24 protein-coding genes are annotated in these 21,967 nt (G+C 55.4%); 14 read left to right on the forward strand and 10 right to left on the reverse strand.

Annotated elements, in window-relative coordinates; genetic code table 11:
• Nucleotides 1–122: 122 nt before the first annotated feature.
• Nucleotides 123–503, reverse strand: coding sequence for a hypothetical protein (locus tag NDI86_RS17445; protein ID WP_220589692.1), 381 nt, complete (start codon nucleotides 501–503; stop codon nucleotides 123–125).
• Nucleotides 504–695: 192 nt separating this feature from the next.
• Here NDI86_RS17445 and NDI86_RS17450 point away from each other — a divergent pair, with 192 nt between their 5' ends.
• Nucleotides 696–947 (forward strand): hypothetical protein, encoded by a 252-nt coding sequence (locus NDI86_RS17450; RefSeq protein ID WP_310901653.1) that lies wholly within the window; start codon nucleotides 696–698, stop codon nucleotides 945–947.
• Between the two features lie 155 nt (nucleotides 948–1,102).
• On the opposite strand, the gene NDI86_RS17455 is transcribed toward NDI86_RS17450, so the two are convergent.
• Entirely contained in the window at nucleotides 1,103–1,390 is a 288-nt protein-coding gene (locus NDI86_RS17455; protein WP_310901654.1) for an amphi-Trp domain-containing protein, read from the reverse strand.
• A 216-nt stretch (nucleotides 1,391–1,606) separates the two neighbouring features.
• Here NDI86_RS17455 and NDI86_RS17460 point away from each other — a divergent pair, with 216 nt between their 5' ends.
• The 5 genes from NDI86_RS17460 (at nucleotide 1,607) to NDI86_RS17480 (ending at nucleotide 5,316) form a co-directional block, all read left to right on the forward strand.
• Nucleotides 1,607–1,903 carry a DUF8011 family protein gene (locus NDI86_RS17460; RefSeq protein ID WP_310901655.1) on the forward strand — a complete coding sequence of 99 codons (297 nt, stop codon included), beginning with the start codon at nucleotides 1,607–1,609 and terminating at the stop codon, nucleotides 1,901–1,903.
• Between the two features lie 335 nt (nucleotides 1,904–2,238).
• Nucleotides 2,239–2,823, forward strand: coding sequence for a YdeI/OmpD-associated family protein (locus NDI86_RS17465; protein ID WP_310901656.1), 585 nt, complete (start codon nucleotides 2,239–2,241; stop codon nucleotides 2,821–2,823).
• 320 nt (nucleotides 2,824–3,143) lie between these two features.
• Nucleotides 3,144–3,713, forward strand: coding sequence for a flavodoxin domain-containing protein (locus tag NDI86_RS17470; protein WP_310901657.1), 570 nt, complete (start codon nucleotides 3,144–3,146; stop codon nucleotides 3,711–3,713).
• Between the two features lie 132 nt (nucleotides 3,714–3,845).
• The gene (locus tag NDI86_RS17475; RefSeq protein ID WP_310901658.1) at nucleotides 3,846–4,424 is read left to right on the forward strand and encodes a cupin domain-containing protein; all 579 of its coding nucleotides are present in this window, start codon (nucleotides 3,846–3,848) and stop codon (nucleotides 4,422–4,424) included.
• A 244-nt stretch (nucleotides 4,425–4,668) separates the two neighbouring features.
• On the forward strand, nucleotides 4,669–5,316 hold the full coding sequence (locus tag NDI86_RS17480) for a hypothetical protein (protein WP_310901659.1): 648 nt from the start codon (nucleotides 4,669–4,671) through the stop codon (nucleotides 5,314–5,316).
• A gap of 159 nt (nucleotides 5,317–5,475) precedes the next feature.
• On the opposite strand, the gene NDI86_RS17485 is transcribed toward NDI86_RS17480, so the two are convergent.
• The 3 genes from NDI86_RS17485 to NDI86_RS17495 all read right to left on the reverse strand — a co-directional run bounded on the left by NDI86_RS17485 (nucleotide 5,476) and on the right by NDI86_RS17495 (nucleotide 8,854).
• Nucleotides 5,476–5,982 carry a hypothetical protein gene (locus NDI86_RS17485; RefSeq protein ID WP_310901660.1) on the reverse strand — a complete coding sequence of 169 codons (507 nt, stop codon included), beginning with the start codon at nucleotides 5,980–5,982 and terminating at the stop codon, nucleotides 5,476–5,478.
• 48 nt (nucleotides 5,983–6,030) lie between these two features.
• Nucleotides 6,031–8,064, reverse strand: coding sequence for an Ig-like domain-containing protein (locus NDI86_RS17490; RefSeq protein ID WP_310901661.1), 2,034 nt, complete (start codon nucleotides 8,062–8,064; stop codon nucleotides 6,031–6,033).
• Between the two features lie 322 nt (nucleotides 8,065–8,386).
• Complete coding sequence (locus NDI86_RS17495) at nucleotides 8,387–8,854, reverse strand: hypothetical protein (protein WP_310901662.1); 468 nt, start codon at nucleotides 8,852–8,854, stop codon at nucleotides 8,387–8,389.
• Nucleotides 8,855–9,128: 274 nt separating this feature from the next.
• Between NDI86_RS17495 and NDI86_RS17500 the strand changes: the two genes are divergently transcribed.
• The 7 genes from NDI86_RS17500 to NDI86_RS17530 all read left to right on the forward strand — a co-directional run bounded on the left by NDI86_RS17500 (nucleotide 9,129) and on the right by NDI86_RS17530 (nucleotide 17,841).
• Nucleotides 9,129–9,707, forward strand: a complete 579-nt coding sequence (locus NDI86_RS17500; RefSeq protein WP_310901663.1) for a hypothetical protein — start codon at nucleotides 9,129–9,131, stop codon at nucleotides 9,705–9,707.
• Nucleotides 9,707–9,916 (forward strand): hypothetical protein, encoded by a 210-nt coding sequence (locus tag NDI86_RS17505; protein ID WP_310901664.1) that lies wholly within the window; start codon nucleotides 9,707–9,709, stop codon nucleotides 9,914–9,916. The genes NDI86_RS17500 and NDI86_RS17505 overlap by 1 nt, the downstream gene beginning before the upstream one ends.
• A complete protein-coding gene (locus NDI86_RS17510) occupies nucleotides 9,913–10,353 on the forward strand; it encodes a hypothetical protein (protein WP_310901665.1) in 441 nt (146 codons plus the stop codon). Before NDI86_RS17505 ends, NDI86_RS17510 begins: the two co-directional genes overlap by 4 nt.
• A 35-nt stretch (nucleotides 10,354–10,388) precedes the next feature.
• Nucleotides 10,389–12,020 (forward strand): cell division protein CdpA domain-containing protein, encoded by a 1,632-nt coding sequence (locus NDI86_RS17515; protein WP_310901666.1) that lies wholly within the window; start codon nucleotides 10,389–10,391, stop codon nucleotides 12,018–12,020.
• Nucleotides 12,017–14,302 (forward strand): VirB4 family type IV secretion system protein, encoded by a 2,286-nt coding sequence (locus tag NDI86_RS17520; protein WP_310901667.1) that lies wholly within the window; start codon nucleotides 12,017–12,019, stop codon nucleotides 14,300–14,302. The genes NDI86_RS17515 and NDI86_RS17520 overlap by 4 nt, the downstream gene beginning before the upstream one ends.
• On the forward strand, nucleotides 14,302–16,173 hold the full coding sequence (locus NDI86_RS17525) for a hypothetical protein (protein WP_310901668.1): 1,872 nt from the start codon (nucleotides 14,302–14,304) through the stop codon (nucleotides 16,171–16,173). The genes NDI86_RS17520 and NDI86_RS17525 overlap by 1 nt, the downstream gene beginning before the upstream one ends.
• A gap of 120 nt (nucleotides 16,174–16,293) precedes the next feature.
• The gene (locus tag NDI86_RS17530) at nucleotides 16,294–17,841 is read left to right on the forward strand and encodes an ATP-binding protein (RefSeq protein WP_310901669.1); all 1,548 of its coding nucleotides are present in this window, start codon (nucleotides 16,294–16,296) and stop codon (nucleotides 17,839–17,841) included.
• Nucleotides 17,842–17,963: 122 nt separating this feature from the next.
• Here NDI86_RS17530 and NDI86_RS22255 read toward each other — a convergent pair whose 3' ends face one another.
• Nucleotides 17,964–18,137: a glycine zipper domain-containing protein gene (locus tag NDI86_RS22255; RefSeq protein WP_470303453.1), complete on the reverse strand. Its 174-nt coding sequence runs from the start codon at nucleotides 18,135–18,137 to the stop codon at nucleotides 17,964–17,966.
• Nucleotides 18,138–18,403: 266 nt separating this feature from the next.
• Between NDI86_RS22255 and NDI86_RS17535 the strand changes: the two genes are divergently transcribed.
• Nucleotides 18,404–18,937: a type 1 glutamine amidotransferase domain-containing protein gene (locus NDI86_RS17535; RefSeq protein WP_310901670.1), complete on the forward strand. Its 534-nt coding sequence runs from the start codon at nucleotides 18,404–18,406 to the stop codon at nucleotides 18,935–18,937.
• 561 nt (nucleotides 18,938–19,498) lie between these two features.
• On the opposite strand, the gene NDI86_RS22165 is transcribed toward NDI86_RS17535, so the two are convergent.
• From NDI86_RS22165 to NDI86_RS17550, 4 genes are all read right to left on the reverse strand, one after another.
• Nucleotides 19,499–19,945 (reverse strand): toxin-antitoxin system TumE family protein, encoded by a 447-nt coding sequence (locus tag NDI86_RS22165; RefSeq protein WP_417936284.1) that lies wholly within the window; start codon nucleotides 19,943–19,945, stop codon nucleotides 19,499–19,501.
• Nucleotides 19,946–20,473, reverse strand: coding sequence for a winged helix-turn-helix domain-containing protein (locus NDI86_RS17540; protein WP_310901671.1), 528 nt, complete (start codon nucleotides 20,471–20,473; stop codon nucleotides 19,946–19,948).
• 91 nt (nucleotides 20,474–20,564) lie between these two features.
• A complete protein-coding gene (locus NDI86_RS17545; protein ID WP_310901672.1) occupies nucleotides 20,565–21,284 on the reverse strand; it encodes a hypothetical protein in 720 nt (239 codons plus the stop codon).
• Nucleotides 21,285–21,536: 252 nt separating this feature from the next.
• A complete protein-coding gene (locus NDI86_RS17550) occupies nucleotides 21,537–21,947 on the reverse strand; it encodes a helix-turn-helix domain-containing protein (protein ID WP_310901673.1) in 411 nt (136 codons plus the stop codon).
• Nucleotides 21,948–21,967: the final 20 nt, after the last annotated feature.

Raw genomic sequence — 21,967 nt, forward strand, 5'->3', positions numbered from 1 at the left:
TCGATAATGCCCACAGAAGTGCAAGGCCTCGGTGTCCGGACCTCGTGAGTGAGCTTCGTTGTGATTATACTCAGTACTGCACTCTGGATGATGGCTGAATCCCAGTTCTCGACTGGGTACGATTACGCCCCTCCAGCGATGTATTCGAGGAGGCCGATGACAGTGTTCATGCCGAAGTAGAACAGCGTGAGTGCAGCTCCACCGATACCGATTTTCATGCCATTCTCAGCTCGGTCACTGTTTTTGCGGGCAGTGAAGTAGAGGACACCACCGGCAGCGAGCGCGATGAGACCCACATAGCGGAGGCCAGTCATCACGACATCGTACATGTTGTTCAGGATTCCTTCGAAGTTATCTGTGCCTGCATCGCCAGTGACGTCATCCGGGTCACCACCAACCTCCTGTGCGGCCACTGGGGCCACCATCAGGGGGACGAGTACTAGCAGTGCGATAAGCGCCGTGGAGATGCTCTTGACCGGTCGGGATGTTCGGAGGATGTTCATTTTCCCGTCCTTCTTTAGGAGAGTCGATATGATAAACAAAAGTAAGTTGCAACTATTGTAATATTACAAAATGGCACTCTTACCCCACTGATAGTGTTGATTTTGTGTGGAAATGTTTAATACATCATTGTGCCAAGGTAGTTGCCATACACTCGCACCCTCCTAAGCGCGATGTGTTACCCGGAGCGATAGATGTCAGCAAATACCCGAAAAGCAGACTCCAACGCTGAACAGAAGAAGACTCCACGCTATCAGAATATTCCACTGAAGCCGGACACGTACGCGAGAATGACGGCCTTCAAGCACCGGAATCCACTGGTCAATCGGTCATACGACGAAGCGCTCAACGAAATCCTCGACTCGATGAAGTTCCCGCAGAGTGAAGAACTGCAGAGCCCACACCTGCCGATTGGACTCTCAGAACTAGAGGAAGACGGCGAATAGAAACGAGTACTATAGGTGAGCAGACCTTTTCACCTCTTCCGCTGGAGACCGTTCTCGAAAGTAGTGATGAATACAGAGAAGGAATTCGGGACGTCGAATCTGATTCTTTCAGGCGATTCCCGTCAAATCATCTACTCAATGTGAGAGTGGAGCGACTACTCGATTTCTAACTCACCACTTTTGCTGCCCTCCCGACCGTCGTTCTCGTCCCATTCGAGTTCGAACTCGATACTGCGTTCGGTCATGTTGCCAGCCGGACCCTCGCGTTCAGCTTTGACCTCGAAGGTCGGCCGTGTAGGGGGATTCAGTGATACAGACTCCGAGCCTGTTTTCAGGTTGATAGGGTCTCCGCTCTCGAGATTGTCCGCGACTTTCCGGAGGTACGATGCAATCTCTTCTCTACTCTGGTCGCTCTCTGATTTGAACAGGACTTCTTCAGGCATACAGAAGAACGTACACAGACTGCACCGATAAATGCGCCCGCTGTATTGAACCACTACAGTCCTGACAATTTTAATAGGTTTCCTGAGTTCCGTGCAAGATGTAACGCGCGAGTCGGTCAGCGCCATCAGCACCGTTTCACGATCACACTATACTCGTCTCAGCGGCGGGTACGCAAATCCCGCAATATTTGAACGTCGCCGGAGACAACACGCTTGATGCCCTCCATTATCGATGAGACCGTGTTCGGCGAGCCCTCCAGAGGGCTTGGACTGGTGTTCCTCTGTGGCGCACTTCTAATAGCCGGGCAGCAAGCGTACTACGTCATTCTAAAAGGAGCGACCCTCTACTATGCCACACTAGTTATTGGTGCCGGGATGGCCCTCTCCGGCATTGCCGAGTCCTTGCCGAAATCTCGACGACGGGCTTCTGGTGCCCTGCGACTCACAGCGATCGCTGTACTGGCGAGTATTCTCGTGATCGGCTTCCTCAGGCCCGAGCTCATCTTAGTGTGATTGAGCCGGTCGGGTTCAGTTCACCGCTCTTGTAAGGAGTTCATTCGCACGGAGGACTCATTGGGAGTGACCGAAAAGACAAGAGGTGAAGTTGCTACACGCACCCTCTGTATCGGTCACAGCGTTACTGACAGAAGCCGAGTAATTTGGAAAGGAACTGCTGAATACACAGCGTGAATTCAGCACGGGTGGTCGCTATGTCAAGACGTGTTCGGGGCGGTCAGTAGTAGCGACGGTGTTACTGTAGACAGTATCCCACCCCGAATCCTCTGAGAATCTCCATTAGCGCCCACGTTTAGAGTAGGTTTCTTGATATATGGTGCCTTTCTTACTGCATGGACCCACTGTTCTTCGAGTCTCAGAACGAGTTCCGTACCTGGCTAGAAGAGTACCACGACACGGCAGAGGAGCTGTGGGTGGGCTACTACAAGGCCGATGCCGAGCGAGTCGGTATCGGCTACGACGAGTCAGTTGAGGAAGCGCTCTGCTTCGGGTGGGTCGACGGCCTGGTCAAGGGCATCGACGATGAGACGTACACTCGTCGGTTCACGCCCAGGAGCCCCGACAGCAAGTGGTCGAAGGCGAACAAGGAGCGGGTCAGCGCGATGATCAAGGCGGGAAAGATGACCCCGGTCGGAATGGAACTCGTCGAAGTGGCGAAGGAAACGGGCGAGTGGGCGGCTGCCTATCGCCTCGGCGACGACCACAACGTCCCGGCCGAACTGGAGGCAGCGCTGCGTGCGGACGAAACCGCTTGGGAGAACTTCCAGAACTTCTCAAATACGGACCAGCATGCTTTCATCGCGGCCGTCAAGGAGGCTAAGACAGACGAGACCAGGCAAAAGCGGATCGAACGAACGGTCACACTCGCGGCGCAGGACCTCCGAGCATACGACGAGAACAACAAGCGGCGGCTGTGATGTGGTCTTTCGGAGGTACCCGTTTCTAAAGGACTCTTTTTTCGTGTCCCATTTCCTCACCATTACGGACGAAGTTACGGCTTTGCTCACCGGGAATGGTCGTGTAGTTCGCGCGCCGAGTCGGTCACGTCCTTCTGGTAGACTTCGAGTAGGTCGTCAAGGTACTCTGCGTACAGAGGATCAAGTGAGCGATGGGATTCACTGTAGAGTTCCGCTTGATAGAAATCAGAATAGTGACGCAGCGTAGAACATTAACCACAGATTGGTTGCCCACGAGGGTCTGCAGCTAGTATTTGATTGATGGCGACGTTATTACAGGTATGGCCACTATCCTTACTGTGTTTGGAACTGGCGAGGGACAGACCGCGAAGATAGCTGACAGTATCACGGAGGAATTCAAAGCCCGCGACCACAAGGCAACGACGGTGAACGTCGCGGAGATCGATTCCGAACTCAATCTCGACGAGTTTGACGCCGTCTTAGTCGGCGCGTCAGTCCACTATGGGAGACAACAGAAGTCAGTTCGGAGGTGGGTCAAAACGAACCGCGACGTACTGGTGAGAAAGCCGAACGGATTCTTCCAAGTCTCCGGTGCGTCCGGGGCGAAGAATGAAGAGGGGCTCTCGGAGGCGACGGGATACCTTGACAAGTTTATCGATGACACGAACTGGCAACCCGACAGAATCGCTCTCTTCGGCGGCGCGCTACGCTTCTCAGAGTACGGCTTTCTCAAGCGAGCGCTGCTGAAATTCATCGTGAGAAATCAAGAATTCGAGATGGACGAGTCAGGAGACGCTGAACTCACCGACTGGGAATCGGTCGTGTCGTTTGCCGATGAGTTCGCTGTGTTCGTCGAGGAACGGCTGGGCGAGGCGGTCGAAGCAGCCTGAAAATCGTCAATAGGCGACCGGTTGTCCTTCACGAACTGGCACTGAGATTTTCTCCAAAGAAAACGGGCTGAGATAATAAGTGGGGCCAAATTGTGCGGAATGGTTAGGCTTGCCGGAGTGCTACTAGATTGAATGGAATCTCGAACAGATACGCAGCAGTCGATAGCACCTGATGGCCCCACGAGCGACACTCTACCTGGGTATCCAAATACCGTTGAGGACGTGTCGACGGGGGCGTCTATCACCTTCCTTGAACATAGTGTCGACAAGCAGGGCGCGTACTTGCTGATGGAAGGTGTTCTTCCACCGGGAATAGACAGTGGGCCCGCCCGTCTTCACCCGCGGGCGGAGGCACGCTCGGAGGTCGTAGCGGGTCAAGCCGACGTAACGGTACGCGGCGAAATATACACGCTGCTTCCTGGCGAGGCGTTGACTATCGAGATCGGTGAGGCCCATAGTATCCGGAACAGCGGCAGCGACACGCTTGTGGTTCGGACGACGCTACGTCCGCCGGGCGAATTCGAAGCCGCGATTCGGGCGCTATATGAAGCCAATGCAGGTGGGGAGCCGGACTTACTCGCGGTGGCGTCGGTGCTCTCCCACTACCGGGCGGACGTGCGTCTCGCGGCGGTCCCATGGTGGCTGCAGCGCCCTCTCTTGAGCGTGCTCGCCAGAGTCTCGACAGTGCTCGGTCGGAATCCGGTCAGGTAGTCCACAGCCCAGACATACCCGATCGGCTGTGGACAATCTTGTTTGTCAATCATGGATCAGATGACGACCACCTCTAGATGGTCCGGACAGTAACGAGTACAGTACGAGTGATGAGTGTAGACGCCTGCGATACGTTTATCCTCTCAGACAACTATTATAATAGCGGTGATATGAAGTGGCATCGTCAACTAACCAAGCAGTCGAAGGTATTGAGCGGCCGACCGGTGTAAGTCGGTGGGACTATTTGAGAGTCGGTGGTCTGGCCTCGCTGACGGAAGCGGCAATCTACGTGGCCGGCATCGTGTACTTCCTCGTGGTTCTCGACTTTGCGACGGTCCGCACGCCGCTCCAGCAGGTCGAACTGCTCGTGGCGAACCAGACGAGTCTGTACGCGATGTACCTACTCATCTATGTGGTCTTCGGCGTCGTTCTGGTCGCGCTCGTCCTGTCCCTCCACGCACGTCTCAAGCCCGACGCACCAATGCTGATGGGCGCGACGACCGCGTTTGGACTGATCTGGGCCGGACTCGTCATCGCCAGTGGGATGGTCGCCAACATCGCCACGGGCGTGGTCGTCGATCTGTACGGCACGGACCCGACCCAAGCAACGACGGTCTGGCTAGCGGTCAGTCCGGTCATCGACGGGCTTGGTGGCGGCAACGAAATCGTCGGCGGTATCTGGACCCTTCTCGTAAGCGTGGTCGCACTACGGGCACGGGCACTACACCGGGCGCTGAACTACGTCGGTCTCGTGGTCGGTACGGCAGGCATCCTCTCAGCCATCCCGGCACTCGGCGAAGTCGGCGGCGGCATCTTCGGGATTACCCAGATCGTCTGGTTCGTCGGCCTCGGCATCCTCCTGTTACACGCGAGTCGGCGTGAGGCGGTGTGAAGCAGGGTCCTACCTTAGAATCCCGTGGAAACTACCAGCATCTCCAATATAGTTCGAACGCCCGACTTAGAGGGGCTTCTCGTGTTTTCAGCTGAAGACTGCTCACTAAGCCTACAGAGGAAACAAAGCGAGTGCTTCGGAGCTTGACTCCAAGGGGTTTCACAGCAGGATATAGGCAAATACACTGAACAGATTCCCGCCAATTGAGGTAGCAATCATTACCAGCCCGAGAGTCACCCCAGTATTGCTCCTGAGCGAACCTTCACGCCCGATATGTCCAAAGGCCCACGCAGTGATGCCGATGATGAATATCGCCAGACCCAGATGATACAGCAACCCACTGAGCGCTTCTGAAAGGAGTATCAGATCACTCTCTCCCGATGCGGAGAGAGATGTCCCATACGGCCAGCCATCGGGCAGGAACTCAGTTCCCATGATGAAGCGGATTGTCGCATAGAGCGCTTCAACGCCGATGATAACCACGTGGCCCAGAGCACCAGCAACGGCCATCCCACGGAAGCGAGCTTGTCTCGCGGGATCTCGGGTCGCACTCACCCAGCCGACGAGACCGACGATGAGCGCGATAAGCGTCCCGTAGTACCCAAGCACGTTAGCAATCGACGCCAGTGCTTCAGCAGGTGTCACGATGCCGTCGACGCTAGACATGGAATTGCCTCACGACACTGGTCAAATCACAGCAACCGGATTCGCTCGTCATTGGGGAGCCTCTCTCATGTTGATATATTTTCGCCACCAGAAGGCCAGGAGTCCGAGCGCAATCCATTCGACGAACATGAGCACGCTGCCGATAGCCGCCTCAAGATACCGTTCAACCGTCCCTGTTGCTCCCCAGCCATCGTACGAATAAGGCGCCATATAGGTCGTGAAATCGCCCTCGTAGTATCGCCCATCACTACCAGCCAGATCATCGCCAGTATACGAAGCGCGAAGATATGGCCCATCGAGCGTCGTCCACGCCTCGCCGTCTCCATTCGTCGTCACGGTCTCGTCAACGGCGCCGCTCAGTGAAATCTCGCGGTTCGGTATTGGATTTCCATCGGGATCAGTTAACCGGAGGAGGACACGCCTGTCGCTCGGGTCGTCTCCCGGTACGGTGTCGGCGACGACCAGTTCCGAAAGTTCAGATGTCACGATATGGGCGTCAATATTCGCATCCGGAACCTGGGTATCGAAGACCGTCGAGGCCCGAACATTCAGCGCTTCGTCGACTCTTGCATCTCGTGGCCTGAATTCCCCTTCGAGCCTCTCGAACAGATACGTCGGTGAACCGTTGGCTTCGTCGACGACACCCGCGGGTAGCTCTGTTCCCGGAATTTCCTCGTCAATCGCGGTCTCATCTTCAATCCACAAGCCACCGTATTCGCCATCTGGCCCGTAGGCCGCAGACACGGACACGTTACCGACGCTGGTCACCGTATGCACGAGCGCAGGCCAGGCGTCACCCTGAGTGTGGGTGACTGGATATGTCTCGCTGGCACTACCACTCCGTTCCTCAATGTGCGTTGTCTGTGAGACTCCGTAGAATCGCCACGGTGAATCAACACTGAAAGTGGCGTCGCCAATTTCGAGTTCGATCGAACTCCACGGAGCGCCAGTGAGGTCCTGGTCCCCATCCCATTGCACGATTGTCCGGTCCGATTCGACGCCGTCGAGGACGGTGACATCTATCTCAAGACCCGACGCGTCTGTGTCCACGATAGTCACCGGGACGGAGTGACTTCGAGTTAGCGTCCGGGTATAGCTCTGAGAGCGTTCATATTCACTGCATCGGCTACTCCGTACACCCCACCGGGCTTCGACCTCGGACTCGACTTCTAGGGTCGCGGTGAGTTCGTATTCACCGGGGATGAACTCAGCTGAGCGGTCCCTTCCTCCATCGGTCGCCATCCAGACGCCTTCCTCCTGTTCGACGAGTGCAAAGTCACCATCGTAGCCCGTCCCATCTAAGGAGACGGAAGTGACGGTCGCACTCGAATCGACGAGGTCGAACTCAGCCCATCGAGTCCGGGGATACCTGTGCGTATGCGTATCCGTGACAGTCTTTGTCTCGTTCCCAACGGTAACTGTTCGGGTGACGGTGTGAGTACGGGTACAGCTTGACCTGCTTGTGAAGTCATCGGGAGCATTGGCCCGATAGTCGTACAAAATATACGCTCCGAGGTCGGCGTTATCAGTGACGTAGGAGTCGCGATACCACGCGCTCTCCCGAACATCGGAAATCCCAATCCAGGCATCCGATATTGTTTCAGCACTACCGGGTCCGTGCGGGAGCGGAACAGACCCACCGCTTGCTGTGGGATATACCTCTTCCCCATCAAACATCGGGACGGCTGCTCTGGAGGAATCATCGCTGTATTGCAAGTACTGGTCCCGAATGTGCAGATACCGTTCCTGAATGGTCGCACTGCGAGCGGTATAGACCAGTGCATCATCGGAGTTCAGTATCTCAAGCTCGTCGGTGAGAGGATTCCTGTAGACTTGCGCGTTGTAGACCGTCCGAGGCTCTAAATTCCGGTTTCGAGTGACGACTTGCCACTGCCCAGATGCGTCTGTTGGGACCGTCGAATCAGAGCTAACTGGGTAAAATCTGGCTGGCGTTCCACCCGAGCGTTGCCATTCGGTATACGTGACCCACTCGTCCTGATATGGGATAGGCCCAGAATCAGAGAGATGTGTCCGGTAAACATCGCCTGTCGTCGTCGCGTAGAGTGCATCTGCGGATGGCATTACCTCATCACCAAGCGCACTGGGGTACCCAAGATATGTCTCATCAGTACCTGGGTCTGAGTCAAAATACGATGGTGAGACATCTTCGTCGTTATTCGCCAGAATCCGAAAAGTCCCGTCGTGGGACGTTTCTACACCGGGACTGGGTGTCGGGACTTCGTAGATAGGGTCAAGCGAAGTCGCGCTGACGGGCATCGTGACTGAACTGAAAACGATAGCTGGGAGGAGGACAGCGAAGATGAATCTCTGTCGAAAGGCCGCCACCGAGTGCGACCAAGTCCTCGAGCAGGACAAGATACGAGCGAAGGATGAGTTCCCCTCGTCAGGCGGTGAAGACATATTGAATCAACTCCTGAAATGTTTCGAATCCGTAACCGACAATCGCGAGGACGAATCCGGAGGATACGAGGTAGAAGCCCCGTTCTCGCGTTCGAGTACTTGGACTGACGGCCCACGCCATCGCTCCGACAATGAGTAGAATCAGTCCGAGTGTCTGCATCGATGTTCCGAACCACGCGGGCATCGCAGCGGCGCTGGCGATCTCGTCAACAATTCCGCTGTGCCCACTGAGGAAAGTCACGACGGTGTCGAAACTGCCACCGAGTGGGTATGTGAGCAACATTCCCAGCGGCTGCTGGCTCACAGCTACCCACTCAGGGCTAAGATGGAGGAGCTGAGAAAGAATAGCAGATGTCGATACGTCGGCCGTTGCTCCAAACGCGGGGAACCACCCGATACTGGAAACTACGGGAATGAGATGCCCGAGCAGGTCTGTTGATTCGAATGTCATTGGAGGGATGGAGGAGCTGCCAGCGGCGGAACCCGCTGTCAACTGAGTACGCACAGAGAGGGCGACCTACAGCAAGTAGACTCACAGATTGCAACGGTTGTAATGTTACAATCCTTGCAATCCTGTTACCACTATATCATTTACCGACAGAGACCATCCAACGGAAAAGCCCGCTAAAATCCCCCTAATCACACGACAATGCGATGCCCGCCCTCCAGGCGGTTCGTGAGCGTGTAAGCGAGGCTAGTCCGCTCAATAGTAAGGACACCCGACAATGCCCGAAGTACAAATTGACTGGCACTCTGCCGAAGAATACGAACGAATCCGTGACCTCCGTGAACGCCACGGGCTGTTGTGGCGCGGCGTACTCCTCGCAGGCGCGAAAGACGCAGCAAGCACCGACCTCGTCCAAGCGATCCTACGGGCCCATACCAACCCATCGTCCTCCACCAGCCCGGTGAGCACCCTCGACCGGACAGCAGAATGCTCCAGTAGTGACCAGGGATTCTCTGCTAATGATGAAGCAGATGTCGACAAGGAAGGCGGTCCACACGATACAACCAGGTCGTCCAGTGATGTTTCATCGGTCGACGAAGATCGCGATGCTGGTCCAAGGTCCTTCCAGTCACACGAATCACTAAGCAACAGTGGTGAGGAACCAAGCAATGAATCCAGGGATGGCGAACATGAAACGTTCGAGTCTTTAGAGACCCACAGCCAGGCGTTTGAGGACGAACCAATTTCCGATCCATGGCACGAGGGTGAGGAAACTCACGACGGTCAGTTCGACTCAGTCGACCCGTACTATGGATATGACGAGTATCCTCTCGAGTTCGATGAGGGGCAGTTCTGATGCCATCCGAGACACCTGCCAGCCACAGGACCCGAATCGAGATTTCCGATGCAGACGAGTATGAGTGGCTCGTCACCGTTCGAGAGGACCTGGGCCTGACGTGGCGGGGCCTAATGTTGAAAGCTGAACAGCAGCTCGTCGCGACCGAGCAACAGCTCGGCCTCCCGTCGGGCAGAGACCAAACGGATTGTGCGGAGGATTCTCCGTGAGCCAAGATATCCCGATGGCCTCGAATCTGCTGAAATCAAAGATCGGTGGCTACGAAGTCCGAAAGTTGGCGGAATCAGTCGGCCCACCGATGCTGCCGTGTGTGATACTGTACACACTCGGGTTGCCGCTACAGATCACCCTACCACTACTCTTGGTCGGAGTCTGTACTGGTGTCTTCGTCTACAGGCGGACACCAGCCGGTCAACGCCCATTGAATTTCATGAAGGCAATTCTCCGTGACTTTCGCGACCCTGAAGAGTTCATTTGGCAAGCGCCGACCCCCGACCAGGGAAGCCTCGGCCATGGTGACACCTCAGACCAATGGCTCACCTACGACGCATACCCCGCCGAAGAAGCCAGGCGGGCGTTCCACGAGGAAAGTAGTGTCAGTGACTTCGACAGCCCGTCAGCTGTTGAATCCGTGGAGAATCGATGAGCTCCGTCGACGGGTCGGGTTCCACACTCGACTTGATGGACTTTACCACGATTCGAGATGGTGGCATCATCGAGACGCCAACGAGCTATGCGATGATAGTACGGGTCGAGCCAACCGACTGGTTGGTCCTTTCGACTGACCGTCGAGAGAGTATCTACCGCTCGTTCCTCAGCTATCTCCGGAGCTTGTCGTTTCCGACACAAATTCTGACGATGTCTACGGCATACAATCCTGAGCCGTATCTCGAAGGAGTTGCTGTCGAGAATGAAGTAGTCATCGGATCGAACACCGAAGATGATTCAGATGTCGCTCCTGACGAGTCCCCGCTGTTAGATTACGGTCGGAAGTATCACGCAGAGTGGGTCAGAGAAGTCATCGACGTCGCAGATATTCGAGATAGAGAGTTCTTTGTCGCAGTGGCTGTCCCCAAGGGCGAAGATCGATCCGAAGAGAGTCCCCTAAACTCGCTTCTGTCTAAAATACAGGGCGAGAGCGAACCTGAAGAGAAAGATGAGGACGCGTACATCGAGGAAGTGAAAGCACGCGCCTCACACGTGGCCTCGAAACTGCCCCAGGTACAGGTCGAAACAACTCTAATCGATACCCGGCCCGCTGTGCTGGAGATACTCTACGAGGTCTACAACAACGAGAAGCCAGCGTTCGGGTTCACACAGAGCAATTTCACCCGACCCTCGGGAGTGGCCGAAGCCGCCGCATTTAGCTCCGCAGACACCGTTGGTGACACACCGAATTCTGATCAAAGCAACAGCGATGGACGTGAGTACAGCCGGGTTTCTGATACAGACCCAGAACCTGAACCAGAATCCGATTCGACTCATTTAGCTCCAATTCCTGACGGAGGCTTTGCCCACCCAGATTTGGCTGACCGGGTCTCGAAAGACCGCATACTGCGCTGGTATGCCAGAAACATCGGCCCCATCGGTCACGGTGAGCGGCCGATTATTCCCGCCTCAGTGTACGCTGGGCTCTCTCTGGCCATCCTGAGCGTGGGGGTAGCGCTCGGTGGTCTCGGCGGATTCGTCTGGAGTCTGGAAGCGGCACCGCGAGGCACTGATATCTACTGGACCGCACGAACAGCATCCTTCGCTGGACTGGCGGTGAGTCTGCCGGCCTTCCTCCTGAGTCTCGTCATACTGCTGCCGACCGAGAGGAAAGCCAAGCTGGTTGGAACAGCAGGCCTCTCTGTCACAGCCTACGCTACGGTGTTATTCGTCAGGGCGTATCCCTTCCAATGGGACCTGTCCGCACCGGCACAGACTACGTTCACGATTCAGGTGTATGCAGCTGGTGTCTTTGCACTGGTCTTCGCTGTGGCCGTAGCGATTCGTTCACAGCGTCGACTCAATCTGCCGATTCATACTGATGGTGACGATGGTCGAGACGGAGACATCGATGTAGAATCCGACGCTGATGACGACGGTCAAGTCGTGTCTGATGTTGCAGCTGATGGCGGCCAACTTACCACTGCTGGCATTTCAGCAGCAGTGCCAGACACCACAGACCAGGACAGCGAGGAGCAGCGTACTGAAGCGGAGTCAAGAACAGCCGACAGTGAAGAAGCGTCTGAGAAGGCTCTGAGCGAATCTAGCGAAGAGGGTTCGCCAGCAGAACAGCCAGGTGAAAAGCAAGCAGGAGAGGATGAATGAACCCATTACATGTCCTATTCGGAAAGGAATCCGACGACGACGAAGAACGAATCCCTATCGACGATCTGACCGGGAACGAGACAGAAGTCGCGATAGAGTATCTACAACTGATAAACCGGGAGCCAAACCGCGAGAACATCGAGTGGGCGGCCTATCAACTCCAAACTGATGAAGTCCCGCTGGTCTCTCCCGTTGAATCGCTTGCGGAGCGCGAGAACTTGGACAAGAAGCTGATCGCGCCCAAAACGATGGAGCGAACCCCGGAATATCAGGTTCGAAACGGCACCATCTCGACGACGTTAACTGTCACAGCCTTCCCATCGAAAGTCGGCCTCGGCTGGCTCGTGCCCCTCACGGTGGCTGACGCCAACCTCAGGCTGTCGCTACACATCGAGCCCACGGACCAAAAGAAGGCTCGCAACAAGCTTCAGGCACGATATACCCATACGCAGACATCGTTGATGCGGAAGGCGAAGAAGGGGCGTACCGATTTGCAGGAAGACGAAGCCGAACGGGACGACCTGCTTCGCATCCTCCAGGACGTCGTCCGCGGCAAGACGAAAATGTTCCAGATTGCAGTCTATATCGAACTGCTCGGGGAGTCCCAAGAGGAGCTGGCAGAAACGCGCTCGCAGGTCGAGACCATTCTTGCCGAACAGGATGTCGAAACGGTCGTCCTGCGACGACAGCAGTTCGAAGCCAACGGCTCAGTCGCGCCCTTTGCGACCGATACTATCGACAACACCCACACGGTCCAATTGGAAGCACTCGGGACGTTATTCAATCTCGTCGAACCGCCGATCTACGACGAAGATGGGATACTGCTGGGATTCGACGATACATCCCGTCCGGTCGTAATCGACCGCTACGCTCATTCCGGCTTTGCAGCCGCAATCACCGGGAAGACGGGGTCGGGGAAGTCCTACTGCAGGAAGAGCGAGGTGTATCGCCGAATGCTCCGTGAGCCAGATGTTCAGTTCGTCCTCTTCGACCCTGCTGGAGACGACTACCCGTATTTCGCCGAAAAGCTCGGTGGAGAAGTGATCCGCTTCGGTGGGAATCAGAAAGTCAACCCGATGGATCTTGAACCACCGAACAGAGACATTGGCGAGACTGAAGATACCTATGCACTGACCGTCCGGGCCATCGTCGAGATGCTACACACCCTCTTCGAAGCCAGTGGCGGAGTCCCACCGGCTGAAGAAGGAATGCTGACCCAGGCAGCGCACTACGCGTACCTCTCGAAAGGGATCGTGATGGGGCAGTACGACACCTATGAGAATGAGTCACCGACTATCGGTGACCTCATCCGCGGGGTCAAAATCATCTCGGTGGGCGGCTTTGCGAAAGCGTTCGAGAAAGAGATTGTCCCAATGGAGGACCTCCTCCAGTTACAGGAACTCAATATCCTAGAATCCGATGGACAGATGGCAGGGACACAGCCATTCGCTGTTCCTGACGCGATATTCGAGCCATCGGAAGCACACCGTAGCTTTGCCGAAGCGCTTGAGCCGAAATTCGAGTCGTTCAAGCCCGGAGGCATCAACCAGAATTTGAACGGGCAGACGAATCTGGATCTCAACTCACGCCTCGTCGTGATGGATATGAGCTCCTTCGCTGACACCGGGGAGATGCCCCTCATTCTTCACGCGATGTTGAATTGGGCGTATCTCGAGGCCAAACGCTCACCCAGCCGGTTCGACGTCACCTTCGACGAGGCGCACTATCTGCTGGGCCGGGAGTCGACGCGTGATCTCATCAACCTCTTCATCAGACACGCCCGGCACTACGACGCCGGTCTGACGCTCATGAGCCAGACGGCTCACGAGTTCCTCCGGACACCAGAGGCCCACGAGGTCTACGATAACTGCGACATCAAGATGCTGTTCTACACGCAGTCAGTGGCCGAGGAGACGCGAGAGTACTTCGACCTCTCTCCGGAAGAGGTGAACTACCTACAGTCAGACGCGCCTCGAGGCCAAGCCTCGGGATTTTCTGGCTGTCTTCTCTCCTCCACGGAACACGGCCGTCGCCGTATCGAGGTTCACACCGGGGAATTCGAACATCACGTCCTCGATAACGACCTCGATCCATGGGCGTACATCGCCCAGCAAGAGGGTGGTGTAGCACCGAGCGAACCAGCGGTTAGTGCTGGAATGGGTGAAGACATCGATTCGCTTCAACCAGTCCAAGAAGACACGTCAGGTATTGATAGCACACTGGACGCATCTGAAGCGCCCTCTCAGAACACCCAGCCGACCTCGACTGTGGGAGATCGATAATGGGAGAACTCGAAGACGCATTCAGAAATGTCATGACCGGCATTGTCGAGTTCTTCCTCGACGAGGTCGAGGAGATATTCGAGGATGCCGCCACCGAGTTTTCATCCGCGATTACTGAGCGGATGATTCGACAGCTGATCGTCGCCCCGAATCCGTATGAATCAGCCACTGCAGGAAACGTATTCAACGGCGTGTTCGATATCTCCCTGATACTGCTGCCTATTTTTTTCGCGGTTGCACTCGTCGCATGGCCGTTCGGGGAGAATAGGGAATTCAGCATCGTTGAGATGATAATCCGGCTGGTGATGGCGATTTTCTTCATCGGGATTTCCCAGCCGGCGTGGGGGTTCGCTATCGATGTGACCAATGCCGTGACGATCGGAATGCTGGACTACGACCCAACTGTCGGTGGGGCCTTCGGTTCCTACGAGTCGGCTGGGGATTTGGCATCCACGCTGAGTATGGTCATCTCTCTGTTCACGGCTTTCCTGACGATGTTAGCCGTGATATTCACGATATTCTTCCTGCTTCTTCGGTGGTTCATAGTGTATCTCGTGTTCATCGGAACCCCGTTCTTCGTGGCTCTCTGGTTCGTTGGGCGAGGGCCGCTGGAAGCCGTTGGTAACGTCGGGGCGACCTATCTCAAAATGGGCGTCTACGCGCTACTTTCGGGTCCCATTATCTCGCTGGTCATCCTTACGATGGCACTCATCGAAAACGGTGGATTCGTCGAGAGTGCCGACGGAATAGCTGGAACTGCAGCAACTCTCGCTGCGGAGATAGCTCTGATTATGATCTTCCCGATAATACTGGTCGTAGTCGTCTGGAAACAGATATCTTGGGCGGGAAAACCACTCGGTGTCGGGGAAGTAGCGACCACTGCAACCTTGGCCGCCGCTGCAGCAGTCGGAACCGTCGCCACGGCTGGTGTCGGTGGCGTTGTGGCAGGTGGTGGTGCAGCAGCCGGTGGCGCCGGCGCTGCTGGTGCCGGTGGTGCTGGTGGTGCAGGAGGTGCCGCTGGGGCGTCCGGGGCTGGTGCTTCAGGCGCCAGCGCTGCCAGTACAGGTGCCTCTAGCTTAGGAAGTGGTGGTTCTGGACTGGCCAGTCGTATGGGGAGTGTAGCGCAGCGAGGAAGAAAATTCGCTACTGGTCAGAGCCAGACGCTATCGAAAGTCGACGACAGCGTCAGCTCCGGGGTGAACAAAGTTAGCGAGACGGCATCTGGTGTTGCCGATAAGGCCAATCCAGTTAGTCGATACAACCGCTCTGTCGACGCAGTGAAGAAGGAGGCCGAAGAGACAAGAGAAACCAGTGAGTTCATTTCTGATGCAGTCAACTCAGGCGAACTGAACCTCGAGAAAGCTTCTGACAGGGGGATTCTCCCCGAGGAACCGGCAGAAGGGGCTTCGGCGTCGGTATATACTGATTCAGACTCCGGCGCTACAATGGCCACATATCAAGATGCTATCGGCGGAACACAGACAGTCAATCTCTCGGAAGTGCAGCAGGCTGCTGGAGAGCGGATGCAAGATGCCGCTGACAAAGTTGACGACAAACAAAAGTGGCAGAGTAGAGGAGGGAAGGCCGCTGGATACGGAAAAACTGCGGCAGTCCAGACGAAAAGTGGGGCGAAAATGGCTGGTTTCACTATACCCAAGAATGTCACCAAGGTAGGGTCCTCAGCTCTTGTGGGTGCGGCCGGTGGGAATCCCTACCTAGCCTATTCCGGGACCAAGCGATCCTCATCTAATATGATGATTAGCCCGAACGGGAAAGGGAGTTCTGGAGATCGGCCTCAGGAGGAAACAAGATTGGACGAGTTCGGTAAAGCATCTGCCGGAAGGGCAGCAGACTCAGGAAATATAGAATAGATTACAATGGGAACACTCGCCTAACTAGAACCACCGTTCTATTCAAATAATATAGAAGTGATAGAAGGAGACAACGGATACGTCAGTGATATTCGTGTGGTAAAAATAACATAAAATATAATGTCCTACTTCCAATACATTCAACTTGCAATACTACTCATCCTAATAGACATATGCATAGTGGTCATACCACTCTTATCATTCTCTCTATGGAAGCAGCTTAAGCTCAAAATCGCGTTCACGACCTTGTTTACGATGGCTGTAGCGGCATACTTTGGATTTGCTTTTGGTCAGCCATGGGAAATCTGGGATGAAAGTATAGGGTACAATGGAATTCTTATGTATGGGTTAATCTATGGAATAATGTTCATCCCAGCCTCATTTTGGAAGGATAGGTTCCACGGCCCTATTGGAACAGGTAGTGCGCTAATGTTGTTGCTCGCGTTGGCGCTGACTTTCGTCGAGGACTACGTAGGAGAGCAAGTTTTGCGTCAAGGGTTTACTGGTGAGTACATCGTGCCAGCTGCCCTTTTTGCAGTATTCTGTGTTGGTGTGGCTGGTGCCCATTATCGAAATGACACCAAGGAATTTAGCACAGAATCAAAAACAGAACCTGACACAGCTTCTGGAGGCTTGAATCCGGATAATAGCGAGGGGGAAATCACATCTGGATTGGGACCGACAAAAGAGAATTCCGTTCAGGGAGCTAAGCAATCCTCGCAAACCCCGATGACCGTTTCTCTGGAAGAATTATCCTACGACTGGCGATACTCCCAAACTACGTTTGTGGATATCGGCGGGTACTACGAGGTGAAAGAAGCGCTAAATCAGCGTGTTCTAAAGCCACTGAGGACCACACTCGAAGGCGATGATCGGTACGAGCGGTTCGGAATCCAGCCGTCTCGAGGGATCATGTTCTACGGGCCGCCAGGGACAGGGAAAACGATGTTCGCTCGGGCACTCGCCGGCGAACTCGGGATTCCCTTCGTGGAGCTGTCACCGGGTGATGTCACTAGCAGATGGGTCAACGCCAGTACTGAACAGATTCAGGTCCTGTTTCAGGAAGCGCAAGCGCTGGGCCCCTGCGTGATATTTATCGATGAAGCGGAGCATCTCTTCGGTGCACGTACTCTCGGTGACGGGACGATTCATGCAGAGGATCGTAAAGTGACCTCGGAATTCCTCGTCCAACTCACGAAGGAGAATCGCGAGGCTATCGTCGTCTCAGCCACGAATCGCCCTGCTGATATCGACTCGGCAATACTCCGTCCGGGTCGACTATCGGCTCACTTTGAGGTCGGCCTCCCCGACGAAGAGGCACGTCATGCCATACTGAACGTCCATCTCGCCGCTGTTCCATCGGAACTCTCCGGTGAAGACCTGGCCGAACTCGCAAGCCACACTGCAGGACTCACCGGAGCGGAATTGAAAGACATCGTCGAAGATGCGCGGAGAAAGGCAGCTGAACGCGATGCGGAGTGTGTTGAGCGAGAGGACTTCCCACCGAATGAGGAATTAGAGGAACTCTCCGATATGAGGAATCACGACATCGAGGAGCTACCCCGTGTTGACGGAAACGATCCGATTGGGACTAGTACGCCAGACACCACGGATATCGATGCGGAAGACTTCGAGGACTCTGGACAAGGCACGCGCGGGTATTACTGATACGGCGATTCGTACGGTGTTACTGGAGATTGGATATTGCACGCCAAATTATTTCTCAGTCTGTTCTTCTGAATCGGCTGTTAGAATGAGTGTGCCTACTCATCAATCAAAGTCATATCTCTCTATTCCCGGTTACTCAGTCCAGCTCCGATTGCAGCACCAAGTGCCACTCCGATAGCGAGCCACAGTCCGAGATTGTCCGTAGCAAAACCGATAGCGACGCCGATTGCAAGTCCAATTGCCATCCCTACCCCCGTGTCTTTCCCGCTCGACCCTGTCTCGCTTTTCTCGCTCATGCACTATCACGAGGCTTTAGGAGGTGGTAAGTTCACCGTCTGTATTGACCGATATTCAGTCCTGGTTTTGAGTGGGAGACCACTGACCGAAATGCGCTCTGAATTCAGCACGGCATCAAAAACTATCAACTGTTGAGTGTTTCAACAGGGCCAAGATTATCAAGAAATCGTGTCTATTTCGATGTACGGTTGGGTACCGACCGAACGGACCGGTATGGACGGCACAGGCCGGAACGTATAGTTCGCAATCCCAACGGTGATCTTACATGAAACTGGAAAACACACGAATCGCGATGTTGGTCGGACCCGGATTCGAGGACCTGGAGTTCTGGGCCGTCTACATGCGTATGGAAGAGGAAGGAGCAGATATCGACGTCGTCGGCATGGAGGCCGGCGTAGAGTACACGGGCAAGAGCGGCGGACTCACCGCCGAGACCGAGTTCGCGGCCGAGGAGGTCGACCCACCGGCGTTTGACGCGGTGCTCGTGCCCGGCGGCTGGACGCCCGACAAGATTCGCCGTGACGAATCGGTACTCGACCTCGTCCGGGACGTCTACGAGGACGGCAATATCGTCGGGTTGATCTGTCACGCCGGGCTGGTCGGCATTTCCGCCGGCATCGTCGAGGGCTCGGACGCGACGGGGTCACTCGGCATCAAGGACGACCTCGTAAACGCCGGCGCGAACTGGGTCGACGAACCGGCGTTCCGCGACGGCAACATCGTCTGGGGACGCGTCGTTGCGGACATCCCCGATTACAACCGCGTCCTGGTGAACACACTGGCAGAGCACCCTGCATAGGAACCAGTCTCAGTTCACGGTGAGCGTGGCTGCATCCGAGGTAGCGTACACGCACGAGTGCGGGTGTTCTACTTCCGATGGCTCGATACGGAGAGCCCCGGTTGGCTAATTTTTATAACACCGCCTAAGGTACGGTTTCAGTGGGACACGGATTTGTGGTCAATACCCCCTAGTAGCTCCCGACCACACATCCGAATCCCGTGTGTCTAGGGCCGGACGTTGGTTGCGTCCGGCCGGTCGTCGACGTCGTCAGCCGTCGGTGTGAGAGAAACTCACCACAAAGCGTATATCGTGAGTGGAGAACTTTCTGTGTGGGCGGTGGTCCCCGCGAGTTTCCCACCTCCAGTTTACAGTTGCCGGGACCTCGCCCAACTGCATCCCGCCGGGTGTTGCCCACGCCCGGTTTTCTGCAACTCGTTTCGGGAGGTGACACTGGTGTTACGGGAGATTTTATGTCGTCCGCAGATAATGTACAGATGCCGATTGGATAACGGCTGTCAGAGGCACCGGTGAATGGTCTGTACACCAGTCACCGTTTCGAAACTCAAGACTGCAAGCTGCTCAATTCTTCCAGAGCGTTTGGATACGTCCCTCGATAGCATCAAGAACCGTAGAGTAGACATCCAGCGGATGGCGTGATGACAGTGACAAGTCGGTAGCGTCCACTGCGGTTGGTGGTTCGTGGAAGTGCAGTCGTGCGTTGTGTGGATTTGGATGACGGTCCCAGCGACACTCCCATCGGCTTTCATCCTCGTGTGTTTCGACGTAGTGGAACGAGAAATCTCCCGTCGTGAACCAGCGAATGTCGAGTCGAGCCGCTACGACGCCCTCAGGATACTGTCCCGCGTCAACTAACGCGTGAAGCAGACGAGGCTCGTAGCTGTCTGGATCGAATTCCGTCTCGACAATGAGTGCCTCAGTTCGAAGGTTCCGGGCCAGGAGTTGCAGCGTCTGTCGGTCGGGTGGACCGGGAGAACCTGAATTCGGTGTGGTTGGGTCTGGCCCCATCTATGCCGGGATGAGGTGCCCATCGTTCTCTGCGAGCTGGCGGGCGAGTTCGTACAGTCGAATATCCCGAATAACACCGTGCCACTCACTGACTGCAGTCATCCGGTCATGAATAGCCCCGTGGCTGTCCTGGTCGTAAACGCTCACAGCAGTTGGATCGGTAGCGTCAAATTCATCTTCATAGTCGGCCCGTTCTTCTTCCAGTTCACCTACCCGGTCGATAATCTCCTCGACGGTCAGTTCGTCGGCAATCCGGCTGGCATCTTGCCATTCTAGATACCCCTCGTTGCGTTCGTACTGCACGGGCCGGCCGTCACGGTTCACACTGACGATACCCATCTTCGCCAGTCGATCAAGATGCTTTTTGGCAGCGTTCGGAGAGCAATCTGCGACATCTGCAATCTCGGCAGCGGGGGTGGGTGACGTAATCCCCATAGCGACATCGTAGACACGACTGAACGTATCCTCTCCCTGCTGCCACCGTGGCTCGGTGGCTGTTGACTCTGGCGCCGGATCAAACTCCGTCATAAGCATGGATAGGGCACGAAGCGCAATATATCTTTGTGAGAATCAGATATGTGCGTTTTATCGAGCGATACACCTTGGACGGAGATGAGACCTAGTCGCTAGCGATAGGAGCGCGGTACGGGCCGGGCTCGTTCATCACAAGATCGTCGAAGTGAGCAGTCCGGGCGACTAATCGGGGTACGTCGGGTTCCAAGTCAGTCGTCAGCGAACCAGCGAAACCAGGCTCTGTGAGATAGATATAAAAAGCCAATTCGACGATCGCGTGGACAGCGTACAGCATCTCAAGAGAGTTGACGCCAGGAATGAGTCTATCCTCAGCGAACGCGTTCGTACTGGGAGAGTCTGCTGAAAGGCCACCAGGCATACCACCCCCCAACTCGGTGCTCCGAGTCGGGAACGGTTCCTCAGCGAGCGAGTGCTGCCATGCGGGGTCGACGACGCAGAGAAATTCATCGAGTATCGTCCGGACGAGACTGCCGCTCGCGAGCATGATTTCATCGAATCCAGGAGAGTGGTCTGTGAGAGCTTGGGTCGGCCCTTTCTTGGGTTCGGAATGAGTGTCGATGTGAAGATATTTCGAGGACTTCGCTTCGTGCGCGAGCCCCTCAGTGAGGAAGGTCCCACCTTGAGCAGTCGACAGCGCGAGTTGGAGTTCATCGAGGGCTTGAGAGACCACAGGAATGTACTCTTTCGAGTAACCAAGTTCGCCAATAGCAGCGTGGACCGAACTGAGTGTGACTGGGCTGTACTTAGGCGTATTACTGGGGATATCGGCGTCTGGTGACCCGTCGTTTTGGGAGGGTGCAGTCATTTACGGAGGGTAGTTACGTCGGCATCGGATATGAACCCGCGCAGTATTCGGGTGCCAAACTTGGAGCCATGGGTGAGGTTTCTGTTTGAGCGGGAGAAAATATCAAATCGGACACCCCCCGTGTGCGATATGTATTATCGAATAGAACGACAATCGGTTCTAGCTCGCTCTCGATAGTTACCCCACAAAACAGAACATCGTGAATTCTGTGGGGTAACTTTCAGAATGTCAAACGAGAATCTGGAGAGTCATTCACCGATCAGGACGCGGAGCCGACTCGTATCGTTCGATCTTGGCGGTCTTCTCGACCCGAGCGTAGATCTCTCGGAGAGTCTCCTCAGCGCGCAGCAACTTGTGATCGTCGAGGAACCGACGACCAGCTTCGCTGATCCCGTAGAACTTGTACGGCAAATCGTTCTGTCGGCGATCCGCAGGAAGTTCAACTTCCTCAACGATGCCTGCAGCGACGAGGCGGTCTAGATGCTGGCGGATCGTCGTTTGACTCCGGCTCGGATTGACGTAGTCCAGTTCTTTCAGCGTCGGCAACCCCGACGGATGTCCGAGGATGTCCTGAACGAGCGAAAATCGCGTCTCCTGTGTAACGACATTGAGACGCTCGCGAACGGTATCGAGATCGTTCGTAGCTTCGTCAGGAGTGCTCATCACATTCAGATTTGTGGAGT

The sequence above is a fragment of the Haloarcula onubensis genome, assembly GCF_031624605.1.
Taxonomy (GTDB): domain Archaea; phylum Halobacteriota; class Halobacteria; order Halobacteriales; family Haloarculaceae; genus Haloarcula; species Haloarcula onubensis.

What these genes read in the sequence shown, in the direction of transcription:
- NDI86_RS17445 (WP_220589692.1), bottom strand. Translation starts at nt 503, where the DNA reads ATGAACATCCTCCGAACATCCCGACCGGTCAAGAGCATCTCCACGGCG.
- NDI86_RS17450 (WP_310901653.1), top strand. Translation starts at nt 696, where the DNA reads ATGTCAGCAAATACCCGAAAAGCAGACTCCAACGCTGAACAGAAGAAG.
- NDI86_RS17455 (WP_310901654.1), bottom strand. Translation starts at nt 1,390, where the DNA reads ATGCCTGAAGAAGTCCTGTTCAAATCAGAGAGCGACCAGAGTAGAGAA.
- NDI86_RS17460 (WP_310901655.1), top strand. Translation starts at nt 1,607, where the DNA reads ATGCCCTCCATTATCGATGAGACCGTGTTCGGCGAGCCCTCCAGAGGG.
- NDI86_RS17465 (WP_310901656.1), top strand. Translation starts at nt 2,239, where the DNA reads ATGGACCCACTGTTCTTCGAGTCTCAGAACGAGTTCCGTACCTGGCTA.
- NDI86_RS17470 (WP_310901657.1), top strand. Translation starts at nt 3,144, where the DNA reads ATGGCCACTATCCTTACTGTGTTTGGAACTGGCGAGGGACAGACCGCG.
- NDI86_RS17475 (WP_310901658.1), top strand. Translation starts at nt 3,846, where the DNA reads ATGGAATCTCGAACAGATACGCAGCAGTCGATAGCACCTGATGGCCCC.
- NDI86_RS17485 (WP_310901660.1), bottom strand. Translation starts at nt 5,982, where the DNA reads ATGTCTAGCGTCGACGGCATCGTGACACCTGCTGAAGCACTGGCGTCG.
- NDI86_RS17490 (WP_310901661.1), bottom strand. Translation starts at nt 8,064, where the DNA reads ATGCCATCCGCAGATGCACTCTACGCGACGACGACAGGCGATGTTTAC.
- NDI86_RS17495 (WP_310901662.1), bottom strand. Translation starts at nt 8,854, where the DNA reads ATGACATTCGAATCAACAGACCTGCTCGGGCATCTCATTCCCGTAGTT.
- NDI86_RS17500 (WP_310901663.1), top strand. Translation starts at nt 9,129, where the DNA reads ATGCCCGAAGTACAAATTGACTGGCACTCTGCCGAAGAATACGAACGA.
- NDI86_RS17505 (WP_310901664.1), top strand. Translation starts at nt 9,707, where the DNA reads ATGCCATCCGAGACACCTGCCAGCCACAGGACCCGAATCGAGATTTCC.
- NDI86_RS17515 (WP_310901666.1), top strand. Translation starts at nt 10,389, where the DNA reads ATGGACTTTACCACGATTCGAGATGGTGGCATCATCGAGACGCCAACG.
- NDI86_RS17520 (WP_310901667.1), top strand. Translation starts at nt 12,017, where the DNA reads ATGAACCCATTACATGTCCTATTCGGAAAGGAATCCGACGACGACGAA.
- NDI86_RS17525 (WP_310901668.1), top strand. Translation starts at nt 14,302, where the DNA reads ATGGGAGAACTCGAAGACGCATTCAGAAATGTCATGACCGGCATTGTC.
- NDI86_RS17530 (WP_310901669.1), top strand. Translation starts at nt 16,294, where the DNA reads ATGTCCTACTTCCAATACATTCAACTTGCAATACTACTCATCCTAATA.
- NDI86_RS22255 (WP_470303453.1), bottom strand. Translation starts at nt 18,137, where the DNA reads ATGAGCGAGAAAAGCGAGACAGGGTCGAGCGGGAAAGACACGGGGGTA.
- NDI86_RS17535 (WP_310901670.1), top strand. Translation starts at nt 18,404, where the DNA reads ATGAAACTGGAAAACACACGAATCGCGATGTTGGTCGGACCCGGATTC.
- NDI86_RS22165 (WP_417936284.1), bottom strand. Translation starts at nt 19,945, where the DNA reads ATGGGGCCAGACCCAACCACACCGAATTCAGGTTCTCCCGGTCCACCC.
- NDI86_RS17540 (WP_310901671.1), bottom strand. Translation starts at nt 20,473, where the DNA reads ATGACGGAGTTTGATCCGGCGCCAGAGTCAACAGCCACCGAGCCACGG.
- NDI86_RS17545 (WP_310901672.1), bottom strand. Translation starts at nt 21,284, where the DNA reads ATGACTGCACCCTCCCAAAACGACGGGTCACCAGACGCCGATATCCCC.
- NDI86_RS17550 (WP_310901673.1), bottom strand. Translation starts at nt 21,947, where the DNA reads ATGAGCACTCCTGACGAAGCTACGAACGATCTCGATACCGTTCGCGAG.